The organism is Rhodococcus aetherivorans (genome assembly GCF_025722975.1).
GTDB lineage: Bacteria > Actinomycetota > Actinomycetes > Mycobacteriales > Mycobacteriaceae > Rhodococcus > Rhodococcus aetherivorans.
This window is the reverse complement of the sequence record NZ_CP106982.1, coordinates 5,912,810-5,935,932: the sequence shown is the minus strand read 5'-3', so window position 1 is coordinate 5,935,932 and position 23,123 is coordinate 5,912,810. Positions and strand designations below refer to the sequence as shown.

Sequence of the window (23,123 nt, the reverse complement as noted above, 5' to 3'; positions counted from 1 at the left end):
ACGATGATCGATCTGATGGAGTTGTTCCGGCATTGGCATGCCGGCCGGTCTCAGGTGCAGATCTCGACGGCCCTGGGGATCGACCGCAAGACGATCCGGAAATACCTGGCACCCGCGTTGGCGGCCGGGTTGGCGCCCGGCGAGGGCGGCAAGTTCGACGACGCGCTCTGGCGGGAGCTGATCTCGGGATGGTTTCCCGAGGTCGGCGACCCGGCAGCGCGGGCGGTGACGTGGCCGGCGATCGCCGCGCACCACGACTGGATCGACGCACAGTTGAAGGCGTCGGTGACGGTCGCGACGATCGCGCAACGCCTGCGGGACGACCACGGTACCGCGGTGTCCGAGTCGACGGTACGTCGTTATGTGGCAGCGCAATTCGCCGACCAGATCGCGGAGACGAAGGTGACGGTGCCTCGTGGCCCGGTCCCGCCGGGCGACGAGGCCCAGGTCGACTACGGCAAGCTCGGCATGTGGCGCGATCCCGCCACCGACCGGCGGGTGGCGGTGTGGGCGTTCGCGATGATCCTGACCTGCTCGCGGATGCTGTTCGTCCAGCCGGTGCTGCGGATGGACCAGTCCTCGTGGTGCGCCTCGCACGTCGCGGCGTTCGAGTTCTTCGGCGGTGTCCCGGCCCGGATGGTGTGCGACAACCTCAAAACCGGGGTGGACCGGCCGGACCTGTACGACCCGAAGATCAACCGCGCCTATGCCGAGCTCGCCCTGTTCTACGGGCTGTTGATCGATCCGGCCCGCGCCGGCAAGCCGAAGGACAAACCGCGGATCGAGCGTCCGATGCCCTATATCCGCGACTCGTTCTTCAAGGGCCGCGAGTTCACCGGCCTGGCGCAGATGCAGGACGCCGCCCTGACCTGGTGCACCGACGTCTACGGCCGGCACCAGCACCGCGGTCTCGACGGAGCACAACCGACAGCGGTGTTCGAAGCCGCCGAAAAGCACCGTCTCACAAAGCTGCCACCGCGACCATTCGAACCGGGTCTCTACCAGGTCGGGAAGGTCGCCCCGGACTGCCATGTCAAGGCCGGTAAGGCCCTGTATTCGGTGCCCTGGCGGCTGATCGGCCAGCAGGTGCTGGTCCGCACCAGCGGCGACGTGGTGCAGATCTTCCACGCCGAGCAGGTGGTCGCCACCCACGTGCTGCACCTGTCGGGGCGGTCGACGAACCCTGAGCACTATCCGCCGCACAAGATCGCCTACACGCTGCAGACCGTGTCCTGGTGCCGGGCGCAGGCCGAGCAGATCGGCCCGGCGGCGGTCGCAGTGGTCGCCGAGTTGTCGCAGGTCAACGCGTTGCACCGGCTACGGGCGATCCAGGGCATTGTCCGGCTGCGGGATCGCTACGAGGATCGGCGCCTGGATGCGGCGTGCGCCCGCGCCCTCGAGGTCGGTGACCCCAGCTACCGCACCGTCAAGGGCATCCTCGCCGCCGGCACCGAGCACGACGGACAGCCTGCCCCGGCCGCCGCGCCGACGTCGGCGTTCCTGCGCGGACCCGACGCCTTCGACGCCGAACGCACCGCCTGACCGTGACCCCGCCCCAAACTGTTCCTGCAATCACGTTGAACCAGTGAGGTTTCTGTGATGACCATTCATGATCCCAGCCTGCGGGCTGCGCTCAAGACGTTGAAGTTGACCGGGATGCTCGACACGCTCGACGCCCGGCTCGCCCAAACCCGGGACGGGAAGCTCGGACACCTCGAATTCCTCCAAGTGCTGTGTGAGGACGAGATCGCCCGCCGGGAAACGGCGGCGCTGGCCCGTCGGTTGCGGCGGGCGAGGTTCGAGCAACAGGCCACCTTCGAGGACTTCGATTTCAGCGCGAACCCGAAACTCCCGGCGGCGATGCTGCGGGATCTGGCCGCCCTGCGCTGGCTCGATGCCGGCGAGTCGGTCATCCTCTACGGACCCGTTGGCGTCGGCAAAACCCATGTGGCACAGGCGCTTGGCCATCATGTCGCCCGCCGCGGCGGGGACGTGCGGTTCGTCAAATGCTCCCGCATGCTCGCCGATCTCGCCGGCGGCCATGCAGACCGCACCATCGGCCAGCGGATGCGCGAATACACCCGGCCGCTGGTGTTGATCATCGATGACTTCGCCATGCGTGAGCACACCACCACTCAGTCCGACGACCTCTACGATCTGGTCTCGGACCGGGCGATCGCCGGCAAACCGCTGATTCTGACGAGCAACCGCGCCCCGAAGGACTGGTATCCACTGTTCCCGAACCCGATCGTCGCCGAGTCCCTCCTCGACCGGCTCATCAACACCAGCCATCAAGCCCTGATGGACGGACCGTCCTACCGACCCCGAAAACGACCCGGCAACCGGGCCGCCAACGCAACCTGATCCGCATGTCCGCCGCTCGGGCTACCCTCGACTCAGCACGCCCGAGCATGGGGAATTACGTGAAGGAAACCCCTGGGGAATTGCGTGACGGTCGACACTTCCGGCTCAGCCTGAAAACACTGCTGGAAAACAACAATGGGAGCAGGACCAAAGGTGGACATTTTTCGCCGAAGCCCGTGTCGTTGCTTCCCCTTTCCTGACTGGTGGTCGACCCGGATCGGACACGCATCGCCTCGGCCGTTGGTCGCAGCAATTCCCTTTTCCGGAGCGAAAAGCACACGCGGGTATGAAGGTACGAGCGCCGTGGGCGTGGTGCCGACAGTCCGGACATGGCGGCCGACCGATATTCGTTCTCATCGCCATCGTGGATGTTCCGGTGGAGTGGCCCTGCTCTGGAACCGAGATCCGGACTTGCCGAGCAGGTACGCCAACTACGCGAGATCCGAGCAATCGAACGCATCCGGCCCCGCGGTATCCCAGACGTACGGCGACCTCATCGTCAACTCTGCCGCGGCGAGAGTCCGTGCCGCGGCCGCGGAAGGCCCGTCAGGAATGTCGGTGACGCTCTGAACGGACTTCCGCGGGGCACTCGCCGGGTCTGCGAGGCATCCTCTGCGTGTCCTCCGTCTCGCTGACCTGATCCCGTCGCTCGGGCCGGCCGCAGTCCACGTCGCTTCATGGAGCGGCCCGTCGAAGCCGACCCTGGGGTGGCACAGCGATGCCGCATGGTGCTGGTTCATACGTCGATCTCGGGACGACGTACCTGGAGGCTCCCGGCCGGCGCGGTCCTGGCATCCGGAATAGTCCCGAACAGCTGCTAACATGACGGTGAAAGACGACGGTTTCGGTTGCTGGAGGGTCGGCGGAGCTGGGGGCAAGTACCCGGGGTGCACGTCGCCGTGGGATTCCTCGAGTGCAGCGCCTGGATGAGAGGAGCGGAGCATGACCGAGGTTGCCGTACAGCGTCGGCCACGAAACCGCAAGCAACTCATCGTTGCGGCTGCGGCGAAGCAGTTCGAGCGGCGGGGCTTTCATGATGCCGCGATTGCGGAAATCGCGGCCGATGTCGGTATTACCGGCCCGGCGTTGTATCGCCATTTCCGAGGTAAGCAGGATCTTCTTGCTGCTGCGGTGGAATTCGAGATCGAGGGACTCGAGGCGGCCTATGGTGCACCACAACCGGGGCTCCAGGAGTTGCTGGAGTACGCCGCGGGTAAGTCGCTGGCACAGAATCGCCCAAGCGCGCTGTGGGAACGAAATCAGGCGTACCTCGAACCGTCGGTGAGCGCTGAACTACGCGACCGCTACCAGAAGGCGATCGCCCCGCTGCACGAGGCGATACAGACGGCCAGGCCCGGTCTCGCCGGACCTGCGGTAGAGCTGCTGGTAGCGGGCGCTCATGCCGTACTGAGCAGCAATCGGTTGTTCAGCCGAAACAAACTCGATTCTGGTCGAGCACGAATGCTGATGACCAAGGCCGCTTCGGCGGTGTGCGAGATGACGGACCTAGGCGTTGTCGAACGAGCAACCGCGCGTGGTGGTGCGCGCGGTCGGATCATGCCGGCATCGCGCCGGGAAGCGATCCTCGAGGCGGCGGTGACCTTGTTCGCCGAACGTGGTTATCAGGCCGTGGGGATGGACGACATCGGCGCTGCGGCAGGGATTACCGGACCGACTCTCTACCATCATTTTTCCGGGAAGTCGGCGATCCTCGTCACGGTGATCACCCGTTGTCTCGACGCGCTGTACTTCGATGTCTCCGGGGCGTTGTCGGCTACGGATGATCCCGCCCGCGCCCTCGACTCTGCGCTGACGTCCTTCGTTCGGATCAACGTCGAACACGGAGACGCGTTGAGTGCATTGCTCACCGAAGTCGTCAACGTACCGGCGGACGAGCGTGCCGCTATCCGGCGCCTACAGCACGACTACGCCAGCGAATGGGTTGCGCTGTTGATCCGGGTTCGCCCCGATCTCGCGGCGGCGGAGGCCGAGGCTCTGGCACGGACCGCTCAGTCCGTCATCAACCGGATGCGGAGACAGCTTCGTGGGGAACCCGGGGATGTGGGGAACCAGCTGAACCGTGTGGGCCGGGCCGTCCTGGGGCTTGCCGGTCCGGCGGTTTCGTCGGGACACCAGTAGGCGACCCGCACCCACATGGTCGTTGGACAGATCAGTTGTCATAGGCCCTCACTCTGCGCACTGGGTTGACCGGCATCGCACCGGAACGACGAAACCGCTGACGGCACCGAGGTGACCCATCGTCACGGACTACATCGCACTCGAGTTCTGCGGGCCGGCGGACGAGCTCACCAGTCCGAGTCGGGGACATGATCGAACAGGTGAACAACCGTCGGCGTCATTCGAGCCGGGGGACGATCAGCCCACTGGAGTTCGAGCGTAAATTCACACAGGAGGCAGAAGCTGCCGGATGCCGGGCTCCTCCGATGAGTTCGACCCACGGGCACTCAGTCTGCGTCCCGTATGGAACCGTCCCGTATCAATGCGCACGTCCTGCGGCGGCCGTGGCCACGTGGGGGCGACGCCGCGCGGGGTCTGCCTTGACCTCGACAACCAGCGGATAGTTCCCCTTCTCGATCAGCGCCGCGACCTGTGCGAACTCGTCGACTTCGCGCACCGTCACCGCGCGGGCGCCGAGTGCGCGCGCCGTCTCCGCGAACCCCGGCCATTCGACCTCCGAGTGCGCGGGCTTCAAGCCGAGACCCGCGAGCTTGAGGTACTCGGCGCCGTAGCAATGATCGTCGAGCACGACGAGTACAACCGGCAGGTGATGCCGGACCGCAGTGCTCAACTCCGTCAGTCCCATCATCGCGCCGCCATCCCCGACCACGCAGACCGTCGGCACATCGCGGTGACTCGCCGCAGCGCCCACCGCAGTCGCGATACCCAGCCCGATCGAGCCGAACGCACCAGGAACGGTGAACCGCCCCGGCTCGACCGGCAGGTACTTCCACGCCGCGGTCGAGAACCGTCCGATATCGGTGACGACCTGCGACCCTGGCGGGAGTAGCGCGGCGAGTCGGGCCATCGCATCTCGCATGTCGACGGTGCCGCCCCCGGAGATGCTGTGGTAGCCCTTCTGCTCGAGGGCGCGCACGGCTTCGGCGAGCTGCGTGACGCGGCGACCGGACGGTGCCGGAGCGTCGGCCTCGGCCAGCCGCTTGCACAGTGCGTGCATCACCTTCGCGGCGTCACCCGTAATCGGCAGATCCACCGGCGCGAACCGCCCGAACGCATCGGACCGGTCGTCGATCTGGATGACGAATTTGCCGGCCAGCAGCGCCGTGTTGTCGGTCGTGAACGACGAGAGGGCGGCGCCGACGACAAGCACGCAGTCGATCCGGCCGAGCTCCTCGATCGCCACCGCGTGCGACAGCGAACCGTGTATACCGAGGTTCTCGGGTTCGCCGGCGAACAGGTCCTTCGCGAGTAGCGTTGTCATCACCGGCGCGTCGAGGGCCCGCGCCAGGCGCAGGATGTCGTCGCGGGCGCCGGAGCCGACCGCGCCGCGGCCCGCGAGGATGAGCGGGCGTGCGCTGCCGAGCAACGCGGCGAGCGCGTCGTCGACGAGGTCGGCGGCGGGCGCTCCGGGTACCGGCGGTGAGGGCACCGCGCGCGGCGACTCACCGGTTGCCGCGACCTCGAGCAGGTCGTAGGGCAGGTCGAGCACGAGGGGAGTCCGGGTGGTAGCGACGCGCGAAAGCGCTTCGGCGATATCCGCCCCGACCGCGGCGGCCTGGCGCACCCGGCGGTACTCGGCACCGGCGAGCCGGGCGAACCCTTCGAGGTCGAAGTCCTGGAAGTGGTCGCGCACGTCCGGGGTGCTGCCGGTCAGCAGCAGCACTGCGCTGCGCGAGCGCACCGCCTCGACCAGGGCGGTCGTGCAGTTCGTGACGGCCGGGCCGTGCGTGACCGACGCGACGCCGACACCACCGGTCATGCGGGCGTAGCCGTCTGCCATCGACACGGCACCACCTTCGGCCACGGCTGCGACGAACTCGCCGCCGTGGTTCTCCACGAAGTCACCGAGATACGCGAGGTTGGCGTCGCCCATGAGTCCGAAGACGGTGCCGACCCCGAGCTCGGACAGGGCCAGGGCCGCAAGTTGATAGGTCTTCATGGGGTTTCCTCCGAGATCGGTGTGTACTGGTCAGATGACGGGACGGAAGCCGTCGTCGATATGAACGGCCGTGCCCGTGAGGTCTCCGCGCTGTGCGACGTGGTTCGTGGAGGATCCCGAGGTGCAGTTGTCGACGTTGCGCGCTGGCCTCGGGGCCATGCCGACGCGATCGTCCGCTAGTCGATCTAATCCCCGTGCGGCGCGCCCAGTGCCGCCGGTCCGGCGGCTGCATGGGAGTACGCGGCACCGTACTCGCGTCAGATCAGGGGCGCACTGGGGTCCCGGCTGTGAAACGTGACCCCGGTCAGGAACCGCCGTGGCGATCTGAACGAGGGGGCGCAGGCGCGACAGATCGCCGTTGTCGGTGGGTGCCGGCTTCATGAGTGAAATAGGGAGATGTGGTTGGGGGCTGACGCCGGGCGGGCCGGCCACGAGTGGTCCGGCCCGCCCGGGCAGGGCAGGGTGTGGCCTCAGGGGCAGCCGTTGGTGACGATGGCGCCGTAATTCGGGTCGATCGTCGGGTCGACGTAGGCGACGTTGGCGTCCCAGAGCTCCTTGCTCAGGTCCATAGACCAGGTGTCGCGTTCGCTCTCCCAGACGGCGCGGGCGGCGTCCTCGGGCAGACCGGTCCAGTCGACGAGGATCTTGGTCGCCTCGTCGGCATTCTCCTCGTCGACGATCCACTCGATCGAGGACTTCATCGCCCGGCAGAACTTGCCGATCGTGTCGGGGTTCTCGCTCCAGAACTGCTTCGTAGTGGCGAACATGCCGGTCACGTCGTTCCTGCCGCGTTCGCCCATCGTGCCCTCGGCGGAATCGGCGATGATGCGGAGCTTGGAACCCTTGGCGAGTAGCGACTCGTAGGTCGTCAGGCCGAGGACGCTCGCGTCGGCCTGGCCGTTGGCAATGGCTGCGGCGGTTGTGGCTGGCGTACCGGTGCCGATGAAGGTGACTTCCTTGCCGTCGATGCCGTACTCCGCGAGCACGCTCAAGGTCCGTTGCTCGTTGGAGTCGCCGCGCTGCGGGACCGCGAATCTCTTGCCGGGAAGGTCGTTGAGCGAGGTGATGCCGGACTCCTCGGTCGCCACCATGACGACTCGGCCGCGCGAATAGGGGCCGAGGATCCTGAGCTCCTGGCCCTCGGCGCCGGCCGGGACGATGGCGCCGGGCTGGCCGAAGATGACTTGTGTGCTGCCGCCGATCATCGCGGACAAGATCTCCGGCCCGGACTTGCCCTCGATCAGTTTCACGTTCAGATCCTGGTCCGTGAAGAAACTCTTCTTCTCGGCGACGGAAAGTGGGTAGGTATAGATCGTGCCGGGGAACGAACCGACATTGATCACGTTCGGGTTGGCGCCCGCGGTCTCGTTCGAGCCGCACGCTGCGGCTCCGGCGAGCAGTGCGAGTGCGCCGCACAGAGACAGGAACTTCTTCTTCATCGGTGTGTAGATCTCCTGAATTCGCGGGGTCTGGAGGTGATTCAGAGGGATTTGCGGAATCGTTCGTACAGTTCCTGGTAGCGCGGGTGTGCAGCTACGCTCTCCAGGTCCCGCGGCCGTTCGATGCCGACCTCGACGTCGTCGAGGATCCGGCCCTCGCCGAGGAGAACGACGCGGTCGGCGAGGGCGATCGCCTCACCCAGGTCGTGGGTGACGAAGACGACCGTGCGCTGGGGTCCTGACTGCCACAGCTCGAGGAACTCCTGCTGGACCGCGATCCGGGTCCGGGCGTCGAGCGCTGCGAAGGGTTCGTCCATCAGTAGGACGTCGGGGTCGAGCGCCCATGTACGGGCGAGGGCGACGCGTTGGCGCATGCCCTGGGAGAGCTGCCACGGCCACAGCCGTTCGGAGCCGCCGAGGTGGACCCGGCTCAGCCAGTCGTGGGCGACCCGGCGGCGGGTGGCGCGGTCGACACCGCGCAGTTCGAGACCGTATTCGACGTTGCCCTGGGCGGAGCGCCACGGGAGCAGCGCGTCGCGGGCGAGCATGAAGCCCAGGTGGGGGCGGGCCTCGCGGGGGCTGGTGCCGTGGACCTCGATCTTGCCGGATGACGGCTCGACCAAGGCGGCGATCATGTTGAGCAGAGTGGTCTTGCCGCAGCCGCTGCGTCCGACCAGGGCGACGAACTGGCCGGGGGTGACGTCGAGGTCGATGTCGTGCAGGACCGTTCGCGTCCCGCCCTCCGGCTTGGTGAAGGTGACCTGTGCCCGGCGGAGACGGATCATCGTGTCGAAGGGCGGGACGTTCGCGGCGTCGGCGCTGAGAGTGGAGTGGGTCATGGCGGTCATCTCCTCGGGATCAGTGGTCGGCTGGGGGCTGCCAGCGGAGGAGTCGCCTCTCGGTGGCTCCCATGACTTGGTTCAGGACGACGGCGATGACGGCGAGCAGGATCAAGATCGCGTAAACCGCCTCTAGTTGGAACAGCGACGAGTACTGGGCGATCAGCTGGCCGAGGCCGTTTTCGGCGGCGATGAGTTCGGAGCCGACGACGCCCAGTAGCGCGTAGATCAGGCCGAGTCGGAGCGAGGCGATGATCGCGGGGGTTGCAACCGGCAGCATGACCTTCCAGAACAGGTGGCGCTTCTTTGCGCCGAGAACCGCCGACAGGCGCAGCCATTCGGCGTCGGCCGATCGGACACCGGCCCGAGAGGCCGACAGCACGATGAAGAACACGAGTGTGCTGGCCAGTGCCACCTTGGCCTGGGTGCCGATGCCGAAGGCGACGATGAAGAAGGGTGCGAGGGCGATGCGGGGCATCGCGTTGGCTGCGTCGAGGAACGGGGCGAGAATGCGCTCGAAAGTGGGCAGGAGGCCCAGCGTGATGCCGACGACGACGCCGACGCCGCTGGCGAGGGCCCAGGCGATGACGACGGCGAGCATCGTGGCTTGACCGTTGGACCAGAGCTCGCCGTTCTCGACGGCGTTGACGAAGTAGTCCCACGACTGTTTCGGCGACTTGGCAAGGACAGGGGTGATCCACTGGTTGCGCGCGGTCAGGTCCCACGCGCCGAGCCAGAGGACGACGAGCACGAGTTGTGCTCCTCGGACGAGCAGCATCGTCCTTGATGTACGTGCGCGTGGTCGCCGGCCTTTCATCGTTATGGGGGCGTCCGCGACCGGGGGCATGTCGTCCCGGCGATGTGTCGGCTGCTCGCTAGCAGTGATCTGCGACAAGACGGTCTCCTCAGCTATGGCGGGCCGGCGCTTCTGCGCCGGAGTGAGAATTCACTGGTGATCAAGTCGTCACTTACTTTGCCTGGGTGTGACGAAGTCGTCAATACTGGTTATGAGTACCGTGACTTGTGTACAGTCAGGTCACTTTTGCTGTCCTACAGGTAACTTTGTGGGATTTCCGTTGCGAACTTCAGTGGCTACGGGCAATGCATGCGTAGCCGACAACGTCATCGCATTTCGAACGATTGGTAACAATGTCGCTGCGCCGACCGGCGTTCCGTCAGGAGAGGGTCAGCAATGTCCGAAGGCGCTGCGCAGCGTCGCCCGCGCAATCGCAAGCAGCTGATCGTCGCGGCGGCCGCGCGATAGTTCGAGCACAAGGGCTTCCACGACACCTCGGTCACCGACATCGCGGCCGAAGTGAGCATTACCGGTCCGGCTCCCTACCGCCACTTCCGCGGAAAGTTGGAACTGCTGGTGCCGTCATCGAGCTCGAGATCGATCAGCGCGAATGGGTCTCCGGGGCGACGGAGCTGACGACGCTGCTCGACGGGGCGGCCAGGGCACTCTTGCGCCCCGGTCGTGTCGACCCCCTGTGGCAGCGCAGCAGTTCCTTCGTCGATCCGGAGACGCGGGCGAAGCTCACCGATCGCCATCTCGCCGCGCCACAGCCGTTGTGGTCCGCCCTGGCCAGGACTCGCACCGACCCGACCGAAGCCCAGGCCGACGCCCTGACCTGGGCTGTCCAGGCGGTGCTGCCCAGCGCCCGCGCCTTCGAGCGGGCCAAGCTGGACCGCGAGCACGGCCGGCAGCTCTTGTCGCTGCAGTCCTCACGGTGGCCGAGATTTCCCGCTTGTTCCCCGCGGCGTCGGTGCACCCGGCACCTGGCGGGCTGAGCGCTGTGTCACGGCGCGCGGCACCGCTGGCCGCCGCCGTACGTCTGCTCGCCGAGCGGGGCTGCCCGGCGTTGACGACCGAGATTGTCCACGTGCCGGGGGAGGAGGGCGCACCGATCCGACGGGCGCCGCAGGACTACGTCAACGAGTGGACGGTGCTGCTTGTCGCCGGCCGGGACGACTTGAGCCCGGCCGATGTGGAGGCCCTGGACCGCTCGGCGACACCGCCTACCGGTGGCGAACACTGAGCAGCGCGAACCGCTCCGGCGGCTCGGGCACGGCGTCCTGGGCATTCCGAAGCGGATCGATGCCGCGCACTTGCCGGTCTGAGCAGATGAGCGCCCGGAGCCGGGAAGAGCGCGAGCTCCCCGGCCTTTCGGCTTTTTCACCCGCGGCTCAGGCACCCTTCTTTGCCGTGTCGCGCTGGGCGAAGAACTGCTCGACCGCGCGGGCGTGGTCACCCGAGGCGAAGCACTCCTTTTCCACCGACAGCGCCAGGTCGAGCACAGTATGGGCGGTGTCGCGCAGGACCGCGTTGAGGACCTGCTTGGTGCCCTGGATGGCCCGAGTGTGCCCATTGGCCACCCGCTGCGCGAATGCGTGCGCGGCGTCGAGAAGTTCCTCGGGGTCGACGACGTGGTTGACCAGGCCGATCCGCTCGGCCTCGACGGCGTCGATCTTGTCGCCGGTGAGGAAGTACTCCTTGGTCCTGGCCATGCCGACCAGCCAGGGCCAGACGATCGCACCGCCGTCGCCGGCGACGACGCCCACGTTGACGTGGGGATCGGCGATGACGGCGGTGCGCGAGGCATAGGTGACGTCGCAGAGCAGGGCAATGGTTGCGCCCAGACCGATCGCCGGACCGTTGATGGCGGCGATGATCGGCTGCGGCACCTCGAACAGGTCTACGACGATCGAGCGTGCGTCGAGGAAGAAGTCGTCGAGCTCCTGGCCCGCCGACATCCGCGGCCCCTTGAGGTTGCCGCCGGCGGAGAAGGCCTTCCCGTTGCCCGTCAGGACAACGGCACGTACCGAGGTGTCGCGACGCAGCTCGCGCCACAGCCGGATCAGGTCGCGATGGGTGGCGTGGTTGATCGCGTTGAAGTCGTCGGGCCGGTTGATGCGGACCTCGAGGACCGCGCCGTGCCGGGTGGCGACAAGGTTGTCGAACGCGTAGTGGTGAAGCTTGTCCATGGCAGTGTTCTCCTTGTCGGTCGGGTTCAGAGGCGCTCGAGGATCGTGGCGTTGGCCATGCCGCCGCCCTCGCACATCGACTGGAGCCCGTAGCGGATGTTGTGGTCGACCATGTGGTGCACCATCGTGGTCATGAGCCGGGCGCCGGAGCCGCCGATCGGGTGACCGATGGCCATCGCGCCGCCGTTCGGGTTCATCAGCTCGTACGACGCCCCGGTCTCGCGCTGCCACGCGAGGGTGACGGGCGCGAAGGCCTCGTTGATCTCGAAGACACCGATGTCGTCGATGCTCAGGCCGGCCTTTGCCAGCGCACGACGGGTGGCGGGAATCGGGCCCTTGAGCATGGTGATCGGATCGGTGCCCGCGACCACAGCGGTGTGGATGCGCACGAGCGGACGCCAGCCGCGCTGCTTCGCGATCTCGCTGGTCGTGATGAGCAGCGCCGCCGAGCCGTCGGAGATCTGCGAAGCGTTGCCGGCGGTGATGACGCCGTCCTCCCCGAAGGCGGGCCTGAGTGCAGCGAGCTTCTCGAGCGTGGAGCCGCGGCGGACGCCCTCGTCGGTGTCGAAGAGCCGCGTCGTGCCGTCCTCGTCGAGGACCTCGACCGGGGCGATCTGGTTCTTGAATCGTCCCTCGTCGATCGCTCGCGCGGCCCGAGCGTGGGAGTCGAGCGCGTGCTGGTCGAGGTCGGTGCGGGTGAGGCCGTATTCGTCGGCGATCATCTGCGCCCCGACGCCCTGGTGGAAGCGGACGCCGTTGTAGCGCTTCAGCACCGAGGGGCCGAACGGCTCGCCGAACGAGCCGTCGCCGAGCGCCGCCTGTGCCGGCACGGCGCTCATGATCTCGACGCCACCGGCCACCGCGATGTCGTACTGTCCCGCGATGACGCCGGCCGCGGCTTGGTGCACGGCCTGTTGCGACGAGCCGCACTGGCGCTCGACCGTCACGGCCGGGACCGACTCGGGCCACCCTGCCGCGAGCACCGAGGCGCGGCCGATGCCTCCGCTCTGCATGCCGATCGGGATCGCGCAACCCCAGACCACGTCGTCCACGAGTTCGGGGTCGAGCCCTGTGCGCTCGGTCAGCGCGTCGAGGACATGGGCGGACAGATCCGCCGCGTGCTGTCGGGAGAGCGAGCCGTTGCGCTTCCCTACCGGCGTCCGGACGGCCTCGACGATGACCGCGTCGCGCATCATCGGGCACCCGCATCGACGGTGACGCACTGGCCGGAGACGTAGTTCATCTCCTGCAGGCACAGGGCGTAGATCGCACCGGCCGCCTCTTCGGGCGTGCCCGGGCGGCCGAGCGGACTGGTCTTCTTCACAGAGTCCATCGCGGCCTGGCTGACGCCGACCCGCATCTTGCGGCCCTCGATCTCGACCACCGTGTCCTCACTGGCGACGGCCTCGGTCATCCGGGTCAGGATGAATCCGAAGGCGACGGCGTTGACGTTGACCTTGTAGCGGCCCCACTCCTTGGCAAGGGTCTTGGTCAAGCCGATGACGCCGGACTTGGCGGCGGCGTAGTTGGCCTGGCCCACGTTGCCGAAGACCCCGGAGACCGACGAGACATTGACGACCTTGCGGTGGTAGTCGGTCGGGTTCGACTTGATGTACGGCGCGGCCGCCCGCAGGATCTTGAACGGCGCAGTCAGGTGCATCTCGATGACGCCGTCCCACTGTTCGTCGGTCATCCGCTGGATGACGTTGTCCCTGATATAGCCAGCGTTGTTGACGATGATGTCGAGTCCGCCGAAGCTCTCGATCGCCGTGTCGACGAAGCGCTGGGCGAAGTCGGGCGCGGTAACCGAGCCGACGCACGCGACGGCCTGGCCGCCCGCGCCGATGATGTCTTCGACGGTCTCCTTGGCGGGCGCCTCGTCCAGGTCGTTGACGACGATCTTCGCACCCTCGGCGGCAAGCTTGAGTGCGACGGCGCGACCGATACCGCGACCGGAGCCGGTGACGAGCGCGACCTTGTCCTGCAGTGTGGGCATGTCAGTTCTTCCTTGCGGGGAGTGGTATCTGGGGAATTCAGGCGAGCCGCACAACGGCCGCGCCGCGCAGCGTGACGGTCCCGTCGGGCAGGGCCACCGTGAGATGGAGGTGGGCCACGCCGTCCTCGACCTTGGTGATCGTGCCGGTGCACGTCGGCTCGCTGTTGACCGGGGTGATCGCGCTGAAGCGGACTTCGAAGGAGACGATCTGCTCCTGGGGCCAGTGGTCGGTGAGCAGCCGGCCGAGATAGGCCATCGACAGCATCCCGTGGGCGAAGACGTCGTCGATGCCGACGGCGCGGCAGGCGTCGATGTCGATGTGCACCGGGTTGTGGTCTCCGGACGCGCCTGCGTAGAGGGCGAGCGTGGTGCGGGTGATCCGCGGGCACGCGAGGGTCAGTTCCTGGCCGGGGGCGAGGTGGGTGGTCGGGGAGGTCATGACGCCGCCTTGGGGTCACGCACGACGATCGTGCTGGTGAGCGTTGCGACCGGTTCGCCGGCGCGGCTGACGTGGGTGTTGCGGACGATGAACTGCAGCGCACCGCCCTTCTTGCTCGACACGTCGGCGACCTCGGTCCAATAGGTCAGCACGTCGCCGGCGTGAGCGGGAGCGTGGTAGGTGAACTTCTGGCCGCCGTGGAGGATCGTGCGCACGTCGACGCCGAGGTTCGCGAGGAAGACGTGTCTGTTCGGGTTGTCCATCTCCAGGCAGAAGAAGAACGTCGGTGGGATCGGGAGATCCGGGTGGCCTGCTGCCTTCGCGGCGCTCAGGTCTGTGTAGACCGGGTCGCTCTGGGCCGTCGCTTCGGCGAAGAAGCGGAGCCGTCCACGCTCGGCGGACGTGGTGAACTCCTCGGTGCGGGAGCCGACGATGGAGCGGTCGATGATCTTCATGTCAGGAGAGCCTTTCGAGGATCGTCACGACGCCGGCCGTGCCGAGGCCCAGATTGTGCTGCAGGCCGAGTCGGGCACCCGGCACCTGCCGGTCGCCGGCGGAACCGCGCAACTGCCAAGTGATCTCGGCGATCTGGGCCAGGCCGGTCGCGCCGAGGGGATGGCCCTTGGAGAGCAACCCACCGGACGGGTTGGTGACCACCCGGCCGCCGTAGGTGTTGTCACCGTCCGCAATGAACTTCGCGGCACCACCGGGCTCGCAGAGGCCGAGCCCCTCATAGGTGAGTATCTCGTTGATGGTGAAGCAGTCGTGCAGCTCCACGACGTCGATGTCGGCGGGGTCGACACCGGCCTCGGCGTAGACGCGGTCGGCGGTACGACGGGTCACGCCCGACCCCACGAGAGCGATCGCGCTCGGACTGTCGAAGAGGCCCTCGTCGTCGGACTCCAGCGCCTGCGCTGTGATCGCGACCCGAGCATCGAGCCCGTGCTTGCGGGCGAACTCCTCGGTGCACACGACCGCGGCAGCCGCGCCGGAGGTGGGCGGGCAGCACTGCAGCCGTGTCAGCGTGCCGGCGACCGTGGGGGAGGAGAGCACGTCCTCGAGGGTGATCGGGTCACGGAAGACTGCGCGGGGGTTGGTGCGTGCGTGCGTGCGTGCCTTGACGGCGACGGCGGCCAGGGTCTCGACGGTGGAATCGGTGGTGTCGAGGTACTCCTGTGCTGCGGCCGCGAAGTACTGCGGTGTCATCGGCAGCGCGGGGTCGACAGGGTAGACGTCCTCGAGGGCGGACATGAACGCCGACAGCGGAGCCGGCCGATCGTTCCACTTGGCGGTAAGCGCGCCCGGGGGCATCTGCTCGAAGCCGATTGTGAGCGCACACTCGGTTGCGCCGTTGGCGACCGCCTGGCGGGCGAGCCACAGCGCCGAGGATCCGGACGCGCAGTTGTTGTTGACGTTGAGCACTGGGATGCGGGTCATGCCGAGCTGGTAGACGACTCGCTGGCCAGAAGTCGAGTCGCCGTACACATATCCGGCGTAGACCTGGCCGACCTGGTCGTAACTCAGCCCCGCGTCTTCGAGGGCCGCAGCCGCAGCAGCGGCGCCTATTTCGTCGTATTTGGCGCCAGCGCTGGGTTTGGTGAAAGGAACCATGCCCACGCCGGCGATGAGGACTCGAGAGTTCATCAGTCTCCTTATCTAACGTAGATTCACTTTCCAGTACGGTTCGCATACTGTCAAGCGAGGTCGGGGATGGGTCGGGCGACGTGGCTCCCGAGTCCGGCCGGCCGAGTTTCGATTTCGAGGGACGGTCTTGACATCCACACCATGAAGTGAACTATCGTTCGACCAGACCTGAGAGATGACGACGGCGGGTCGTCAGTGACGAGAAGAGGGGGTGCCGTGACCGAACAGGTTGTCCGGACGAAGGTGGTCGCGTCGGCTCCGATAGACGGCCCCGATGCGAACGAAGTCGTCGCGGTCGGTACGCCGCTGGCCGACCTCGTCGCGGTTCGGCCGCGTGGCACGGACATCTTCCACGGCTTCGGTCACGCGGGTGCTCCCCAGCGGGTGATGGGGGGACAGGTTGCCGCCCAGGCGCTTGCGGCCGCGGGCGCGACCGTCGACGCTGGTCGTGTCGCCCACTCGCTGCACGGCTACTTCCTGCGCGAGGGCCGGCCGGACCGGGTCATCGAGTACCACGTCAGCCGCAGCCGCGACGGCCGCAGCTACAGTGCGCGCCAGGTTGCCGCCGTCCAGGACGGCGCCGAGATCTTCGTGCTGACCGCATCGTTCGTCCGGCCGGGAGCCGGCCCCGAGCGGCAACTGGTCGCACCCGTCGTACCCGCGCCCGACACCGCCCCCGACGTGTACGACGTGTGGAGCGCGCTGCACCCCGAGGCGCACGCCCAGGCGGTGTACGCCGGCGCGGTCGAGGTACGGATCGTGCCGCGACCGGCCGGGCCCACCGCGCCGGAGGCCGACGGCACCGTCCGCCAGGACGTCTGGCTGCGTTCGCGGGGCCCCCTCCCGGACGACCCACTCGTCCACGCCTGCGCGCTGACGTACCTCGCCGATGCCACGCTCGCGCAGTCTTCGGCGATCGAGCACGAGGTGATGTACCCCCTGCGTCGCGAGCACGGCCGGGTGGGATTGGCTTCGATCGACCACGCGGTCTGGTTCCACCGGCCGCTGCGTGCCGACGACTGGCTGCTGCTGCGTCAGACGAGCACCAGCATCGCGTCTTGCCGGGGGTTCAACCAGGGCACGTTCTGGAGTCCGGACGGGACCATGGTCGCCAGTGCTACTCAGGAGTCGGTGGTCAGGCTTCTTCCCGACAGTAACGACGAAAGGTGAATCAACACATGGGACAACTCGACGGCCGAGTCGCAATCGTGACCGGCGCAGGTGGCGGCATCGGACGTGAGCACGCGCTCCTCATGGCGCAGGAGGGGGCGCGGATCGTCGTCAACGACCTGTCCGACCCGGCCGACGTCGTGGCGGAGATCATCGCCGCCGGAGGCGAGGCGGTCGGCGTTGCCGGCAGCGTGGCAGAGATGGCGACCGGGGAGCGGCTGGTCGAGGCCGCGGTCCACGCATTCGGAGACCTGCACGCGATTGTGAACAATGCGGGTATCGTCCGCGACGCGATGGTCTGGAACATGTCCGAGGAGGACTTCGACCTCGTCGTCGACGTCCACCTCAAGGGCGCATTCTCGGTGACCCGGGCGGCGGCACGGCACTGGCGCGCGGAGGGCAAGGCGGGCCGTTCGGCCGACCGCTCGATCGTCAACACCACGTCGGCCGCGGGTCTGCACGGCAACGTCGGCCAGTGGAACTACGCTGCGGCCAAGGCGGGTCTCGCTGCGCAAGTGTTGCTCGCGGTCGCCGAGCTCGGCCGGTACGGCGTTCGCGCCAACGCGATCTCGCCCGCTGCCCGGACCGCGATGGTCACCTCCTCACCCGGCCTCGCCGCGGCGGTCGCCGCACCCGAGGACGAGGACGCGTTCGACAAGTTCCACCCGCGCAACACCTCTCCGCTGGTCGCCTACCTCACGAAGGCCGACTGTCCCTTCACCGGACAGATCTTCTCCGTCACCGGCGGGCATGTCGGTCTCTACCAAGGTTTCTCGCTCGGGCACGTTGTCAACGCTGACCACGGCTGGAGCGTCGCCGAGCTCGCCGAGGTGATGGAGAATCCTTCGTTCCCGCGCGCGTTGGACGTCGAACGACCGAAGATCATGAGCTGAAGGGACTGACCCCATGTACCTCACCCACGCCCTGCACCGCGCGGTCCGCTACTGGGGCGATGACATTCTGACCGTCGACGCCGACCGTGCGTTCACCTCGACGCAGTCGGCCACGAGGGTCGCCCGGCTCGCGGGCGCGCTGCGAACACTCGGCGTCGGTGACAACGACCGGGTCTCGATTGTCGCGCTCAACTCCGACCGGCACCACGAGGTGTTCTTCGCGAGCTGGTGGGCGGGTGCGGTACCGAGCCCGCTCAACACGCGCTGGTCCGCCACCGAGATCACCTACGCGCTCAACGACTCGGGCACCAAGGTCGTCTTCGTCGACGAGGCGTTCGCCGCTATGGTCCCGGTGCTGCGCGAGCAGGTGCCCGGCCTCGAAGCGATCGTGTACGTCGGCCGCGGCGAGGCGCCTCAGGGCACGCTGGTCCACGACGAGCTGATCGAGGGGGCCGAGCCGATTGCGGACGCGCACCGGTCGGGCGACGACCTCGCGTTCATCCTCTATACCGGCGGCACTACGGGCCACGCCAAGGGCGTGATGATCACCCATCGCTCGTTTCTCACCGGTCTGCTCAGCTACCAGATGTCCGGGGCGGCGGTCCGCGCAGGGGGCGTCACCATGCTGACCGGTCCGCTCTTCCACATCGGGGCTCTGCTCGGGTGGTACTCGCAGCAGCTGCTCGGTGGCAAGCTCGTCTTTGTGCCGACGTTCTCGCCCGAGAACGCGATGCGCACGATCCAGGAGCACCGGGTCACCGGCTGTGCGCTGGTGCCGACGATGATCCAGCGGATCTGCGAGCATCCCGACTTCGCGTCGTACGACCTCAGCAGCCTGGAGTTCATCGGGTACGGCGCCTCCGGGACCCCCGACAGCCTGCTCGAACTGGTCATGAAGAACCTTCCGCAGACCCAGCTCGTCCACGTCTACGGCATGACCGAGGCCGGGTGCCTCACCATGCTCAACGGGCCCGACCACCGGGCCGGCCGCAAGCTCGGGTCGGTCGGACGAGCGACCCCGATCGTCGAGCTCGACGTCGTGGACCCGGACGGGAACCCGGTGCCGCCGGGCACGGTCGGCCAGATCGTCACCCGGGGCGGACACCTGATGATCGGTTACTGGAACAAGCCCGACGAAACCGCCGCCGCGTTCAAGGACGGCTGGTTCCAAACCGGCGACGGCGGCTATCTCGACGAGGACGGCTATCTCTGGATCGCGGACCGGCTCAAGGACATGATCATCACCGGCGGCGAGAACGTGTACTCCGCCGAGGTCGAGAACGTGCTCGCCGACCATCCCGCCGTCGCTTCGTGCGCCGTGATCGGAATCCCCGACCCGGACTGGGGCGAGCGGGTGCACGCCGTCCTGGTGCTGCGCCCTGGGCACACGACCTCGATCGAGGAGGTCCGGGCCTTCGTCAAGGAGCGGATCGCCAGCTACAAGGCGCCACGCAGCATGTCGATCATCGGCGAGATGCCGATGAGCGGCGTCGGCAAGATCCTCAAGCGCGAGCTGCGCGCCACCATCGCGGCCGACTGAGCCGAACGACCCAGGAGAACTTCAGGTGCAACGCAAGATCTACGACGCCGACCACGAGGCGTTTCGTGTCATGATCCGCGACTTCATCGCGGCCGAGTTGTCGCCCTACTACATGGAGTGGGAACACGATCACATCGTGCCGCGGGACTTCTTCCGCAAACTGGGCGCGATCGGGGTCACCGGCTTCGGCATCCCCGAGGTGTACGGCGGCCCGGGGGAGGTGAGCTTCAAGTATCAGGCGATCATTTCCGAGGAGAATGCCCGCGCGAGCGTGCACATGGGCCACTACGGACTGAGCACCGGCATGGTGTTGCCGTACCTGCTGACCCTCGCCACCGACGAGCAGAAGCAGCGGTGGTTGCCGGGCATCGCGTCGGGCGACATCCTGCTGTGCATCGCCATGACCGAGCCGGGCACAGGCTCCGATCTCGCCGGCATCCGCACATCCGCACGGCTCTCCGACGACGGGCGCCACTACGTGCTCAATGGCGCGAAGACGTTCATCTCCGGCGCCCGCAACTCCGAATTGTGCGTCGTCGTGGCCCGCACCGCGGCGCCGAGCGAGACCGACCGCCGCAACGGACTGAGTCTGCTCGTGGTGCCCACCGACAGCGAGGGCTTCGAGTTCGGCCGCAACCTCGACAAGATCGGGCTCAAGTCCAGTGACACCAACGAGCTGTCGTTCGCCGACGTGCACGTCCCGGTCGAGAACCTCCTCGGTGAGGAGGGCATGGCCTTCAGTTACCTGGGGCAGAACCTGCCGCGGGAGAGGCTCATCGTCGGGGTCGACGCCGTGTCTCGCGCGCGCGCCGCCGTGGAGATGACGCGCGCCTACGTCCAGGAACGCAAGGTGTTCGGCAAGCCGGTGGCGGCCTTCCAGAACACCAAGTTCGTGCTCGCCGAGTGCGACGTCGAGGTCGAGACGAGCCAGGCGTTGGTCGACCGCGGCATCGAACTCGAGGACGCGCACGAGCTCACCCCTGCCGATGCGGCACGCATCAAGCTGCAGACCACGGAGATGGCCGGTCGGGTGGTCGACAAGTGTCTCCAGCTTCACGGCGGTTACGGCTACATGCGGGAGTACGCCATCGCCCGTATGTTCACCGACCTGCGGGTCAACCGCATCTACGGCGGATCCACCGAGGTCATGAAGACCATCATCGCGAAGGACATGGGCCTCTAGGCCCGGAGGGAAACCCATGACCGACACCGTTCTGTTCACGATCGAGGGCGGCATCGCCACTATCGCGATGAACCGTCCCGAGCGCCGCAATTCCTTCACCATCGAGATGGCCGACGGGCTGCTCGACGCCCTCGAGCGCTCCGAGGTGGACCCGTCCGTCCGGGTCGTCGTGCTCACCAGCGCTGGGGACCACTTCTGCGTGGGTCGTGACAACTCCGACACCGACCCGGCGCCGTACCCCCCAGGAGATCACCTCTTCGGCCGGGCCGGCCTGATGCGCTATACCCGCCTGATCACCCAGCTACACGACATGAACACTCCCGTGATCGCGGAGGTCAAAGGCGGCTGCGCCGGCGCGGGTATGTCGCTCGCCCTCAACGCCGACCTGCGGTACGTCGCGACCACGACCGTGATGAGCACGGCCTTCGTCAACGTCGCCTTCGGCGGCGACCTCGGCGGGCCGTGGCAGCTCTCCCGGCTGCTCGGCTCCGCCAAGGCCGCCGAGCTGCTGCTGCTGTCGCCGAAGATCCGCGGCGCGGAGATCGTCGAGTGGGGACTGGCCAACGAAGTGCTCCCGCCTGAACACCTTTCGGCACGGGTGCGCGACATCGCCGCCCAGATCGCCGCGAAGTCGCCGCGCGGGCTGACCGCCGTACGGCGGAACCTCAAGGCCGCCGCGACCATGTCGCTCGGCGACTACCTGCCGCTCGAGGCGGAGCAGTTCGCGACCTGCCTGGCGTCTCCGGACGCCGAGGAGGCACGGCTGGCGTTCGTCGAGAAGCGCGCTCCGAAGTTCGCGAGCTGAGCCGATGAACTGCGATCCCGCCGCCTCCCGCGGCCCGCTCACCGGCGTCCGGGTCCTCGAACTGGGCGGCATCGGTCCCGCGCCCTTCGCCGGCATGCTGCTCGGCGACATGGGGGCCGAGGTGATCCGCGTCGACCGTCCCGGCGAGGCCGGCCGGAACAACCCGTTCCCGGTGCTGCACCGTAATCGGCGTTCGATCACGGTCGACCTCAAGGACCGGCGCGGCGCCGGACTCGTGCTGGATCTCGCCCGCGGCGTCGATGCGGTCATCGAGGGCTTTCGCCCCGGGGTGGCCGAGCGGCTGGGTCTCGGGCCGGACAACCTGTTCGCCTGCAACCCCGCGCTCGTCTACGGCCGCATGACAGGCTGGGGGCAGGACGGACCGCTGGCCCAGGAGCCCGGTCACGACATCAACTTCATCGCGCTCACCGGCGTGCTCGAGGCGATCGGGACCCACGAGGAGCCGTTGCCGCCGCTCAACCTGGTCGGCGACATGGGTGGTGGGATGTTCCTGGCGCTCGGCGTGCTCGGCGCCGTGATGAACGCCCGCGCCGGCGGCTGCGGCCAGGTCGTCGACGCCGCCATGTGCGACGGCAGCGCCACGATGATGGCGATGGTGTACGACTTCTGGAACGCGGGCCGGTGGAACGTCGAGCGCGGTACCAACGGCATCGACGGCGGCAGCCCCTGCTACGGCGTCTACCGCTGTGTCGACGACCGCCACGTCGCCCTCGGCATCGGGGACGAGCGCTCCTACGCCGCGTTGCTCGACGTCCTCGGCCTCGCCGAGGACCCGACCTTCGCCGACCGGCAGGACAGTGCCGAGTGGCCGCGGATGCGCAAGACCCTCGCCGCCCTGTTCGCCCAGCGCGAGCGCGACACGTGGGCGCAGCTGTTCGCTGGTCGCGGCGCAAGCTTCTCGCCCGTCCTCGACCTGGTCGAGGCGCCCCACCACCCGCACAATCAGGCGCGCCAGACCTTCCTCGTAGGTCCTGGAGGGACCATCGAGCCGGCGCCGACGCCGCGGTTCTCCGGCACGCCGTTGCCGCGCCCGATCGCTGCCCCGGTCCTCGGTGCCGACACCGACGCGGTGCTTGTGGCCGCGGGTGTCCTACCGGAGCGGATCGACGAACTGCGGGCCGCCGGTGTCGTCGCCTGAGCTCGCCGCGGTACGGGGGACGTCCGTCCCCGTCGCAGTCCGGTACGACGATCTGGGTTCGACCGGCCATGTCGACAACGTCGCGTCGATGCGGATCATCGAAGAGGCGCGGCACACGTTCCTCGGACACCCGGTGACGCCGCACGCCCCAGGCGGGCTGCTCGACCTGGTGCCGAGCCACATTCAGCACCTGGTGCGCCGGCAGGACATCGAGTACCGCGACGAACTCTGGTACCAAGCCGAGCCGTTCCTCGTCGACGTGTGGGTGTCCGCGGTCGGCACGACGTCCTTCCGCCTCGGTAGCGCGATCCGCACCTCGGCCGACGCCGAGCCGGCGGTGACCCCCGAGGCGGTCATCGTGCTCGTCGACCTGGAGACCGGCAAACCGTGGCCGATCCCGTGTGAAATCGGCGGACAATTCACAGGTAGCGTCATTCCCCAGTAGCGACCGCCGTTGGCCTGGGGAGTGTTTCGAGAATGGCGCCGCAGCGAAGATGGAGTCTTGTCGGCGTGTGGTGACAATTGAAAT

22 protein-coding genes and 1 pseudogene are annotated in these 23,123 nt (G+C 67.7%); 13 read left to right on the top strand and 10 right to left on the bottom strand.

Translation table 11 applies throughout. From position 1 onward, the window contains the following. Nucleotides 1–3: 3 nt before the first annotated feature. From istA to OCS65_RS27225, 3 genes are all read left to right on the top strand, one after another. The gene (istA, locus tag OCS65_RS27235; protein WP_006938289.1) at nucleotides 4–1,542 is read left to right on the top strand and encodes an IS21 family transposase; all 1,539 of its coding nucleotides are present in this window, start codon (nucleotides 4–6) and stop codon (nucleotides 1,540–1,542) included. A 57-nt stretch (nucleotides 1,543–1,599) separates the two neighbouring features. Beyond that, a complete protein-coding gene (istB, locus tag OCS65_RS27230) occupies nucleotides 1,600–2,364 on the top strand; it encodes an IS21-like element helper ATPase IstB (RefSeq protein ID WP_263507379.1) in 765 nt (254 codons plus the stop codon). Nucleotides 2,365–3,306: 942 nt separating this feature from the next. After that, on the top strand, nucleotides 3,307–4,503 hold the full coding sequence (locus tag OCS65_RS27225) for a TetR/AcrR family transcriptional regulator (RefSeq protein WP_050034421.1): 1,197 nt from the start codon (nucleotides 3,307–3,309) through the stop codon (nucleotides 4,501–4,503). A 358-nt stretch (nucleotides 4,504–4,861) separates the two neighbouring features. On the opposite strand, the gene OCS65_RS27220 is transcribed toward OCS65_RS27225, so the two are convergent. From OCS65_RS27220 to OCS65_RS27205, 4 genes are all read right to left on the bottom strand, one after another. Further along, complete coding sequence (locus OCS65_RS27220; RefSeq protein ID WP_263508260.1) at nucleotides 4,862–6,502, bottom strand: thiamine pyrophosphate-binding protein; 1,641 nt, start codon at nucleotides 6,500–6,502, stop codon at nucleotides 4,862–4,864. Nucleotides 6,503–6,972: 470 nt separating this feature from the next. Next, nucleotides 6,973–7,941, bottom strand: coding sequence for an ABC transporter substrate-binding protein (locus tag OCS65_RS27215; RefSeq protein WP_050034423.1), 969 nt, complete (start codon nucleotides 7,939–7,941; stop codon nucleotides 6,973–6,975). Between the two features lie 41 nt (nucleotides 7,942–7,982). Next, nucleotides 7,983–8,780, bottom strand: a complete 798-nt coding sequence (locus OCS65_RS27210) for an ABC transporter ATP-binding protein (RefSeq protein WP_065923564.1) — start codon at nucleotides 8,778–8,780, stop codon at nucleotides 7,983–7,985. Between the two features lie 19 nt (nucleotides 8,781–8,799). Beyond that, nucleotides 8,800–9,531 (bottom strand): ABC transporter permease, encoded by a 732-nt coding sequence (locus tag OCS65_RS27205; protein WP_232334128.1) that lies wholly within the window; start codon nucleotides 9,529–9,531, stop codon nucleotides 8,800–8,802. A 525-nt stretch (nucleotides 9,532–10,056) separates the two neighbouring features. Here OCS65_RS27205 and OCS65_RS29980 point away from each other — a divergent pair. The 3 genes and pseudogenes from OCS65_RS29980 to OCS65_RS27195 form a co-directional block, all read left to right on the top strand. Then, nucleotides 10,057–10,212, top strand: a pseudogene (locus OCS65_RS29980) (TetR/AcrR family transcriptional regulator); the annotation flags it as partial. Nucleotides 10,213–10,244: 32 nt separating this feature from the next. After that, a complete protein-coding gene (locus tag OCS65_RS27200; protein ID WP_263508256.1) occupies nucleotides 10,245–10,571 on the top strand; it encodes a hypothetical protein in 327 nt (108 codons plus the stop codon). A 5-nt stretch (nucleotides 10,572–10,576) separates the two neighbouring features. Further along, the gene (locus OCS65_RS27195) at nucleotides 10,577–10,819 is read left to right on the top strand and encodes a hypothetical protein (protein WP_168578951.1); all 243 of its coding nucleotides are present in this window, start codon (nucleotides 10,577–10,579) and stop codon (nucleotides 10,817–10,819) included. 148 nt (nucleotides 10,820–10,967) lie between these two features. On the opposite strand, the gene OCS65_RS27190 is transcribed toward OCS65_RS27195, so the two are convergent. From OCS65_RS27190 to OCS65_RS27165, 6 genes are read right to left on the bottom strand one after another with little or no spacing between them, the layout of a single operon-like run. Beyond that, the gene (locus OCS65_RS27190) at nucleotides 10,968–11,765 is read right to left on the bottom strand and encodes an enoyl-CoA hydratase/isomerase family protein (protein WP_263508252.1); all 798 of its coding nucleotides are present in this window, start codon (nucleotides 11,763–11,765) and stop codon (nucleotides 10,968–10,970) included. 26 nt (nucleotides 11,766–11,791) lie between these two features. After that, nucleotides 11,792–12,958, bottom strand: coding sequence for a thiolase family protein (locus tag OCS65_RS27185; RefSeq protein ID WP_263510387.1), 1,167 nt, complete (start codon nucleotides 12,956–12,958; stop codon nucleotides 11,792–11,794). Next, entirely contained in the window at nucleotides 12,958–13,761 is an 804-nt protein-coding gene (locus OCS65_RS27180) for an SDR family NAD(P)-dependent oxidoreductase (protein ID WP_050034427.1), read from the bottom strand. Before OCS65_RS27180 ends, OCS65_RS27185 begins: the two co-directional genes overlap by 1 nt. Before the next feature lie 37 nt (nucleotides 13,762–13,798). Beyond that, nucleotides 13,799–14,200 carry a MaoC/PaaZ C-terminal domain-containing protein gene (locus OCS65_RS27175; RefSeq protein WP_050034428.1) on the bottom strand — a complete coding sequence of 134 codons (402 nt, stop codon included), beginning with the start codon at nucleotides 14,198–14,200 and terminating at the stop codon, nucleotides 13,799–13,801. Beyond that, the gene (locus OCS65_RS27170; RefSeq protein ID WP_050034429.1) at nucleotides 14,197–14,655 is read right to left on the bottom strand and encodes a MaoC family dehydratase N-terminal domain-containing protein; all 459 of its coding nucleotides are present in this window, start codon (nucleotides 14,653–14,655) and stop codon (nucleotides 14,197–14,199) included. The genes OCS65_RS27175 and OCS65_RS27170 overlap by 4 nt, the downstream gene beginning before the upstream one ends. A 1-nt stretch (nucleotide 14,656) precedes the next feature. Further along, nucleotides 14,657–15,844 carry a lipid-transfer protein gene (locus OCS65_RS27165; RefSeq protein ID WP_050034430.1) on the bottom strand — a complete coding sequence of 396 codons (1,188 nt, stop codon included), beginning with the start codon at nucleotides 15,842–15,844 and terminating at the stop codon, nucleotides 14,657–14,659. A gap of 216 nt (nucleotides 15,845–16,060) precedes the next feature. Between OCS65_RS27165 and OCS65_RS27160 the strand changes: the two genes are divergently transcribed. The 7 genes from OCS65_RS27160 to OCS65_RS27130 are packed head-to-tail and all read left to right on the top strand — an operon-like array spanning nucleotide 16,061 to nucleotide 23,039. Further along, the gene (locus OCS65_RS27160) at nucleotides 16,061–17,014 is read left to right on the top strand and encodes an acyl-CoA thioesterase (RefSeq protein ID WP_050034431.1); all 954 of its coding nucleotides are present in this window, start codon (nucleotides 16,061–16,063) and stop codon (nucleotides 17,012–17,014) included. Between the two features lie 8 nt (nucleotides 17,015–17,022). Beyond that, entirely contained in the window at nucleotides 17,023–17,907 is an 885-nt protein-coding gene (locus OCS65_RS27155; protein WP_231772101.1) for an SDR family NAD(P)-dependent oxidoreductase, read from the top strand. A 13-nt stretch (nucleotides 17,908–17,920) separates the two neighbouring features. After that, a complete protein-coding gene (locus OCS65_RS27150; RefSeq protein WP_263508249.1) occupies nucleotides 17,921–19,447 on the top strand; it encodes an acyl-CoA synthetase in 1,527 nt (508 codons plus the stop codon). Nucleotides 19,448–19,472: 25 nt separating this feature from the next. Further along, on the top strand, nucleotides 19,473–20,630 hold the full coding sequence (locus tag OCS65_RS27145; protein WP_050034434.1) for an acyl-CoA dehydrogenase family protein: 1,158 nt from the start codon (nucleotides 19,473–19,475) through the stop codon (nucleotides 20,628–20,630). 16 nt (nucleotides 20,631–20,646) lie between these two features. Further along, a complete protein-coding gene (locus OCS65_RS27140) occupies nucleotides 20,647–21,435 on the top strand; it encodes an enoyl-CoA hydratase/isomerase family protein (RefSeq protein WP_263508245.1) in 789 nt (262 codons plus the stop codon). Between the two features lie 4 nt (nucleotides 21,436–21,439). Next, entirely contained in the window at nucleotides 21,440–22,594 is a 1,155-nt protein-coding gene (locus tag OCS65_RS27135) for a CaiB/BaiF CoA transferase family protein (protein WP_050034436.1), read from the top strand. After that, nucleotides 22,581–23,039: an acyl-CoA thioesterase gene (locus OCS65_RS27130; protein ID WP_263508243.1), complete on the top strand. Its 459-nt coding sequence runs from the start codon at nucleotides 22,581–22,583 to the stop codon at nucleotides 23,037–23,039. The genes OCS65_RS27135 and OCS65_RS27130 overlap by 14 nt, the downstream gene beginning before the upstream one ends. Nucleotides 23,040–23,123: the final 84 nt, after the last annotated feature.

What these genes read in the sequence shown, in the direction of transcription:
- istA (WP_006938289.1), top strand. Translation starts at nt 4, where the DNA reads ATGATCGATCTGATGGAGTTGTTCCGGCATTGGCATGCCGGCCGGTCT.
- istB (WP_263507379.1), top strand. Translation starts at nt 1,600, where the DNA reads ATGACCATTCATGATCCCAGCCTGCGGGCTGCGCTCAAGACGTTGAAG.
- OCS65_RS27225 (WP_050034421.1), top strand. Translation starts at nt 3,307, where the DNA reads ATGACCGAGGTTGCCGTACAGCGTCGGCCACGAAACCGCAAGCAACTC.
- OCS65_RS27220 (WP_263508260.1), bottom strand. Translation starts at nt 6,502, where the DNA reads ATGAAGACCTATCAACTTGCGGCCCTGGCCCTGTCCGAGCTCGGGGTC.
- OCS65_RS27215 (WP_050034423.1), bottom strand. Translation starts at nt 7,941, where the DNA reads ATGAAGAAGAAGTTCCTGTCTCTGTGCGGCGCACTCGCACTGCTCGCC.
- OCS65_RS27210 (WP_065923564.1), bottom strand. Translation starts at nt 8,780, where the DNA reads ATGACCCACTCCACTCTCAGCGCCGACGCCGCGAACGTCCCGCCCTTC.
- OCS65_RS27190 (WP_263508252.1), bottom strand. Translation starts at nt 11,765, where the DNA reads ATGGACAAGCTTCACCACTACGCGTTCGACAACCTTGTCGCCACCCGG.
- OCS65_RS27185 (WP_263510387.1), bottom strand. Translation starts at nt 12,958, where the DNA reads ATGCGCGACGCGGTCATCGTCGAGGCCGTCCGGACGCCGGTAGGGAAG.
- OCS65_RS27180 (WP_050034427.1), bottom strand. Translation starts at nt 13,761, where the DNA reads ATGCCCACACTGCAGGACAAGGTCGCGCTCGTCACCGGCTCCGGTCGC.
- OCS65_RS27175 (WP_050034428.1), bottom strand. Translation starts at nt 14,200, where the DNA reads ATGACCTCCCCGACCACCCACCTCGCCCCCGGCCAGGAACTGACCCTC.
- OCS65_RS27170 (WP_050034429.1), bottom strand. Translation starts at nt 14,655, where the DNA reads ATGAAGATCATCGACCGCTCCATCGTCGGCTCCCGCACCGAGGAGTTC.
- OCS65_RS27165 (WP_050034430.1), bottom strand. Translation starts at nt 15,844, where the DNA reads ATGAACTCTCGAGTCCTCATCGCCGGCGTGGGCATGGTTCCTTTCACC.
- OCS65_RS27155 (WP_231772101.1), top strand. Translation starts at nt 17,023, where the DNA reads ATGGGACAACTCGACGGCCGAGTCGCAATCGTGACCGGCGCAGGTGGC.
- OCS65_RS27150 (WP_263508249.1), top strand. Translation starts at nt 17,921, where the DNA reads ATGTACCTCACCCACGCCCTGCACCGCGCGGTCCGCTACTGGGGCGAT.
- OCS65_RS27140 (WP_263508245.1), top strand. Translation starts at nt 20,647, where the DNA reads ATGACCGACACCGTTCTGTTCACGATCGAGGGCGGCATCGCCACTATC.
- OCS65_RS27135 (WP_050034436.1), top strand. Translation starts at nt 21,440, where the DNA reads ATGAACTGCGATCCCGCCGCCTCCCGCGGCCCGCTCACCGGCGTCCGG.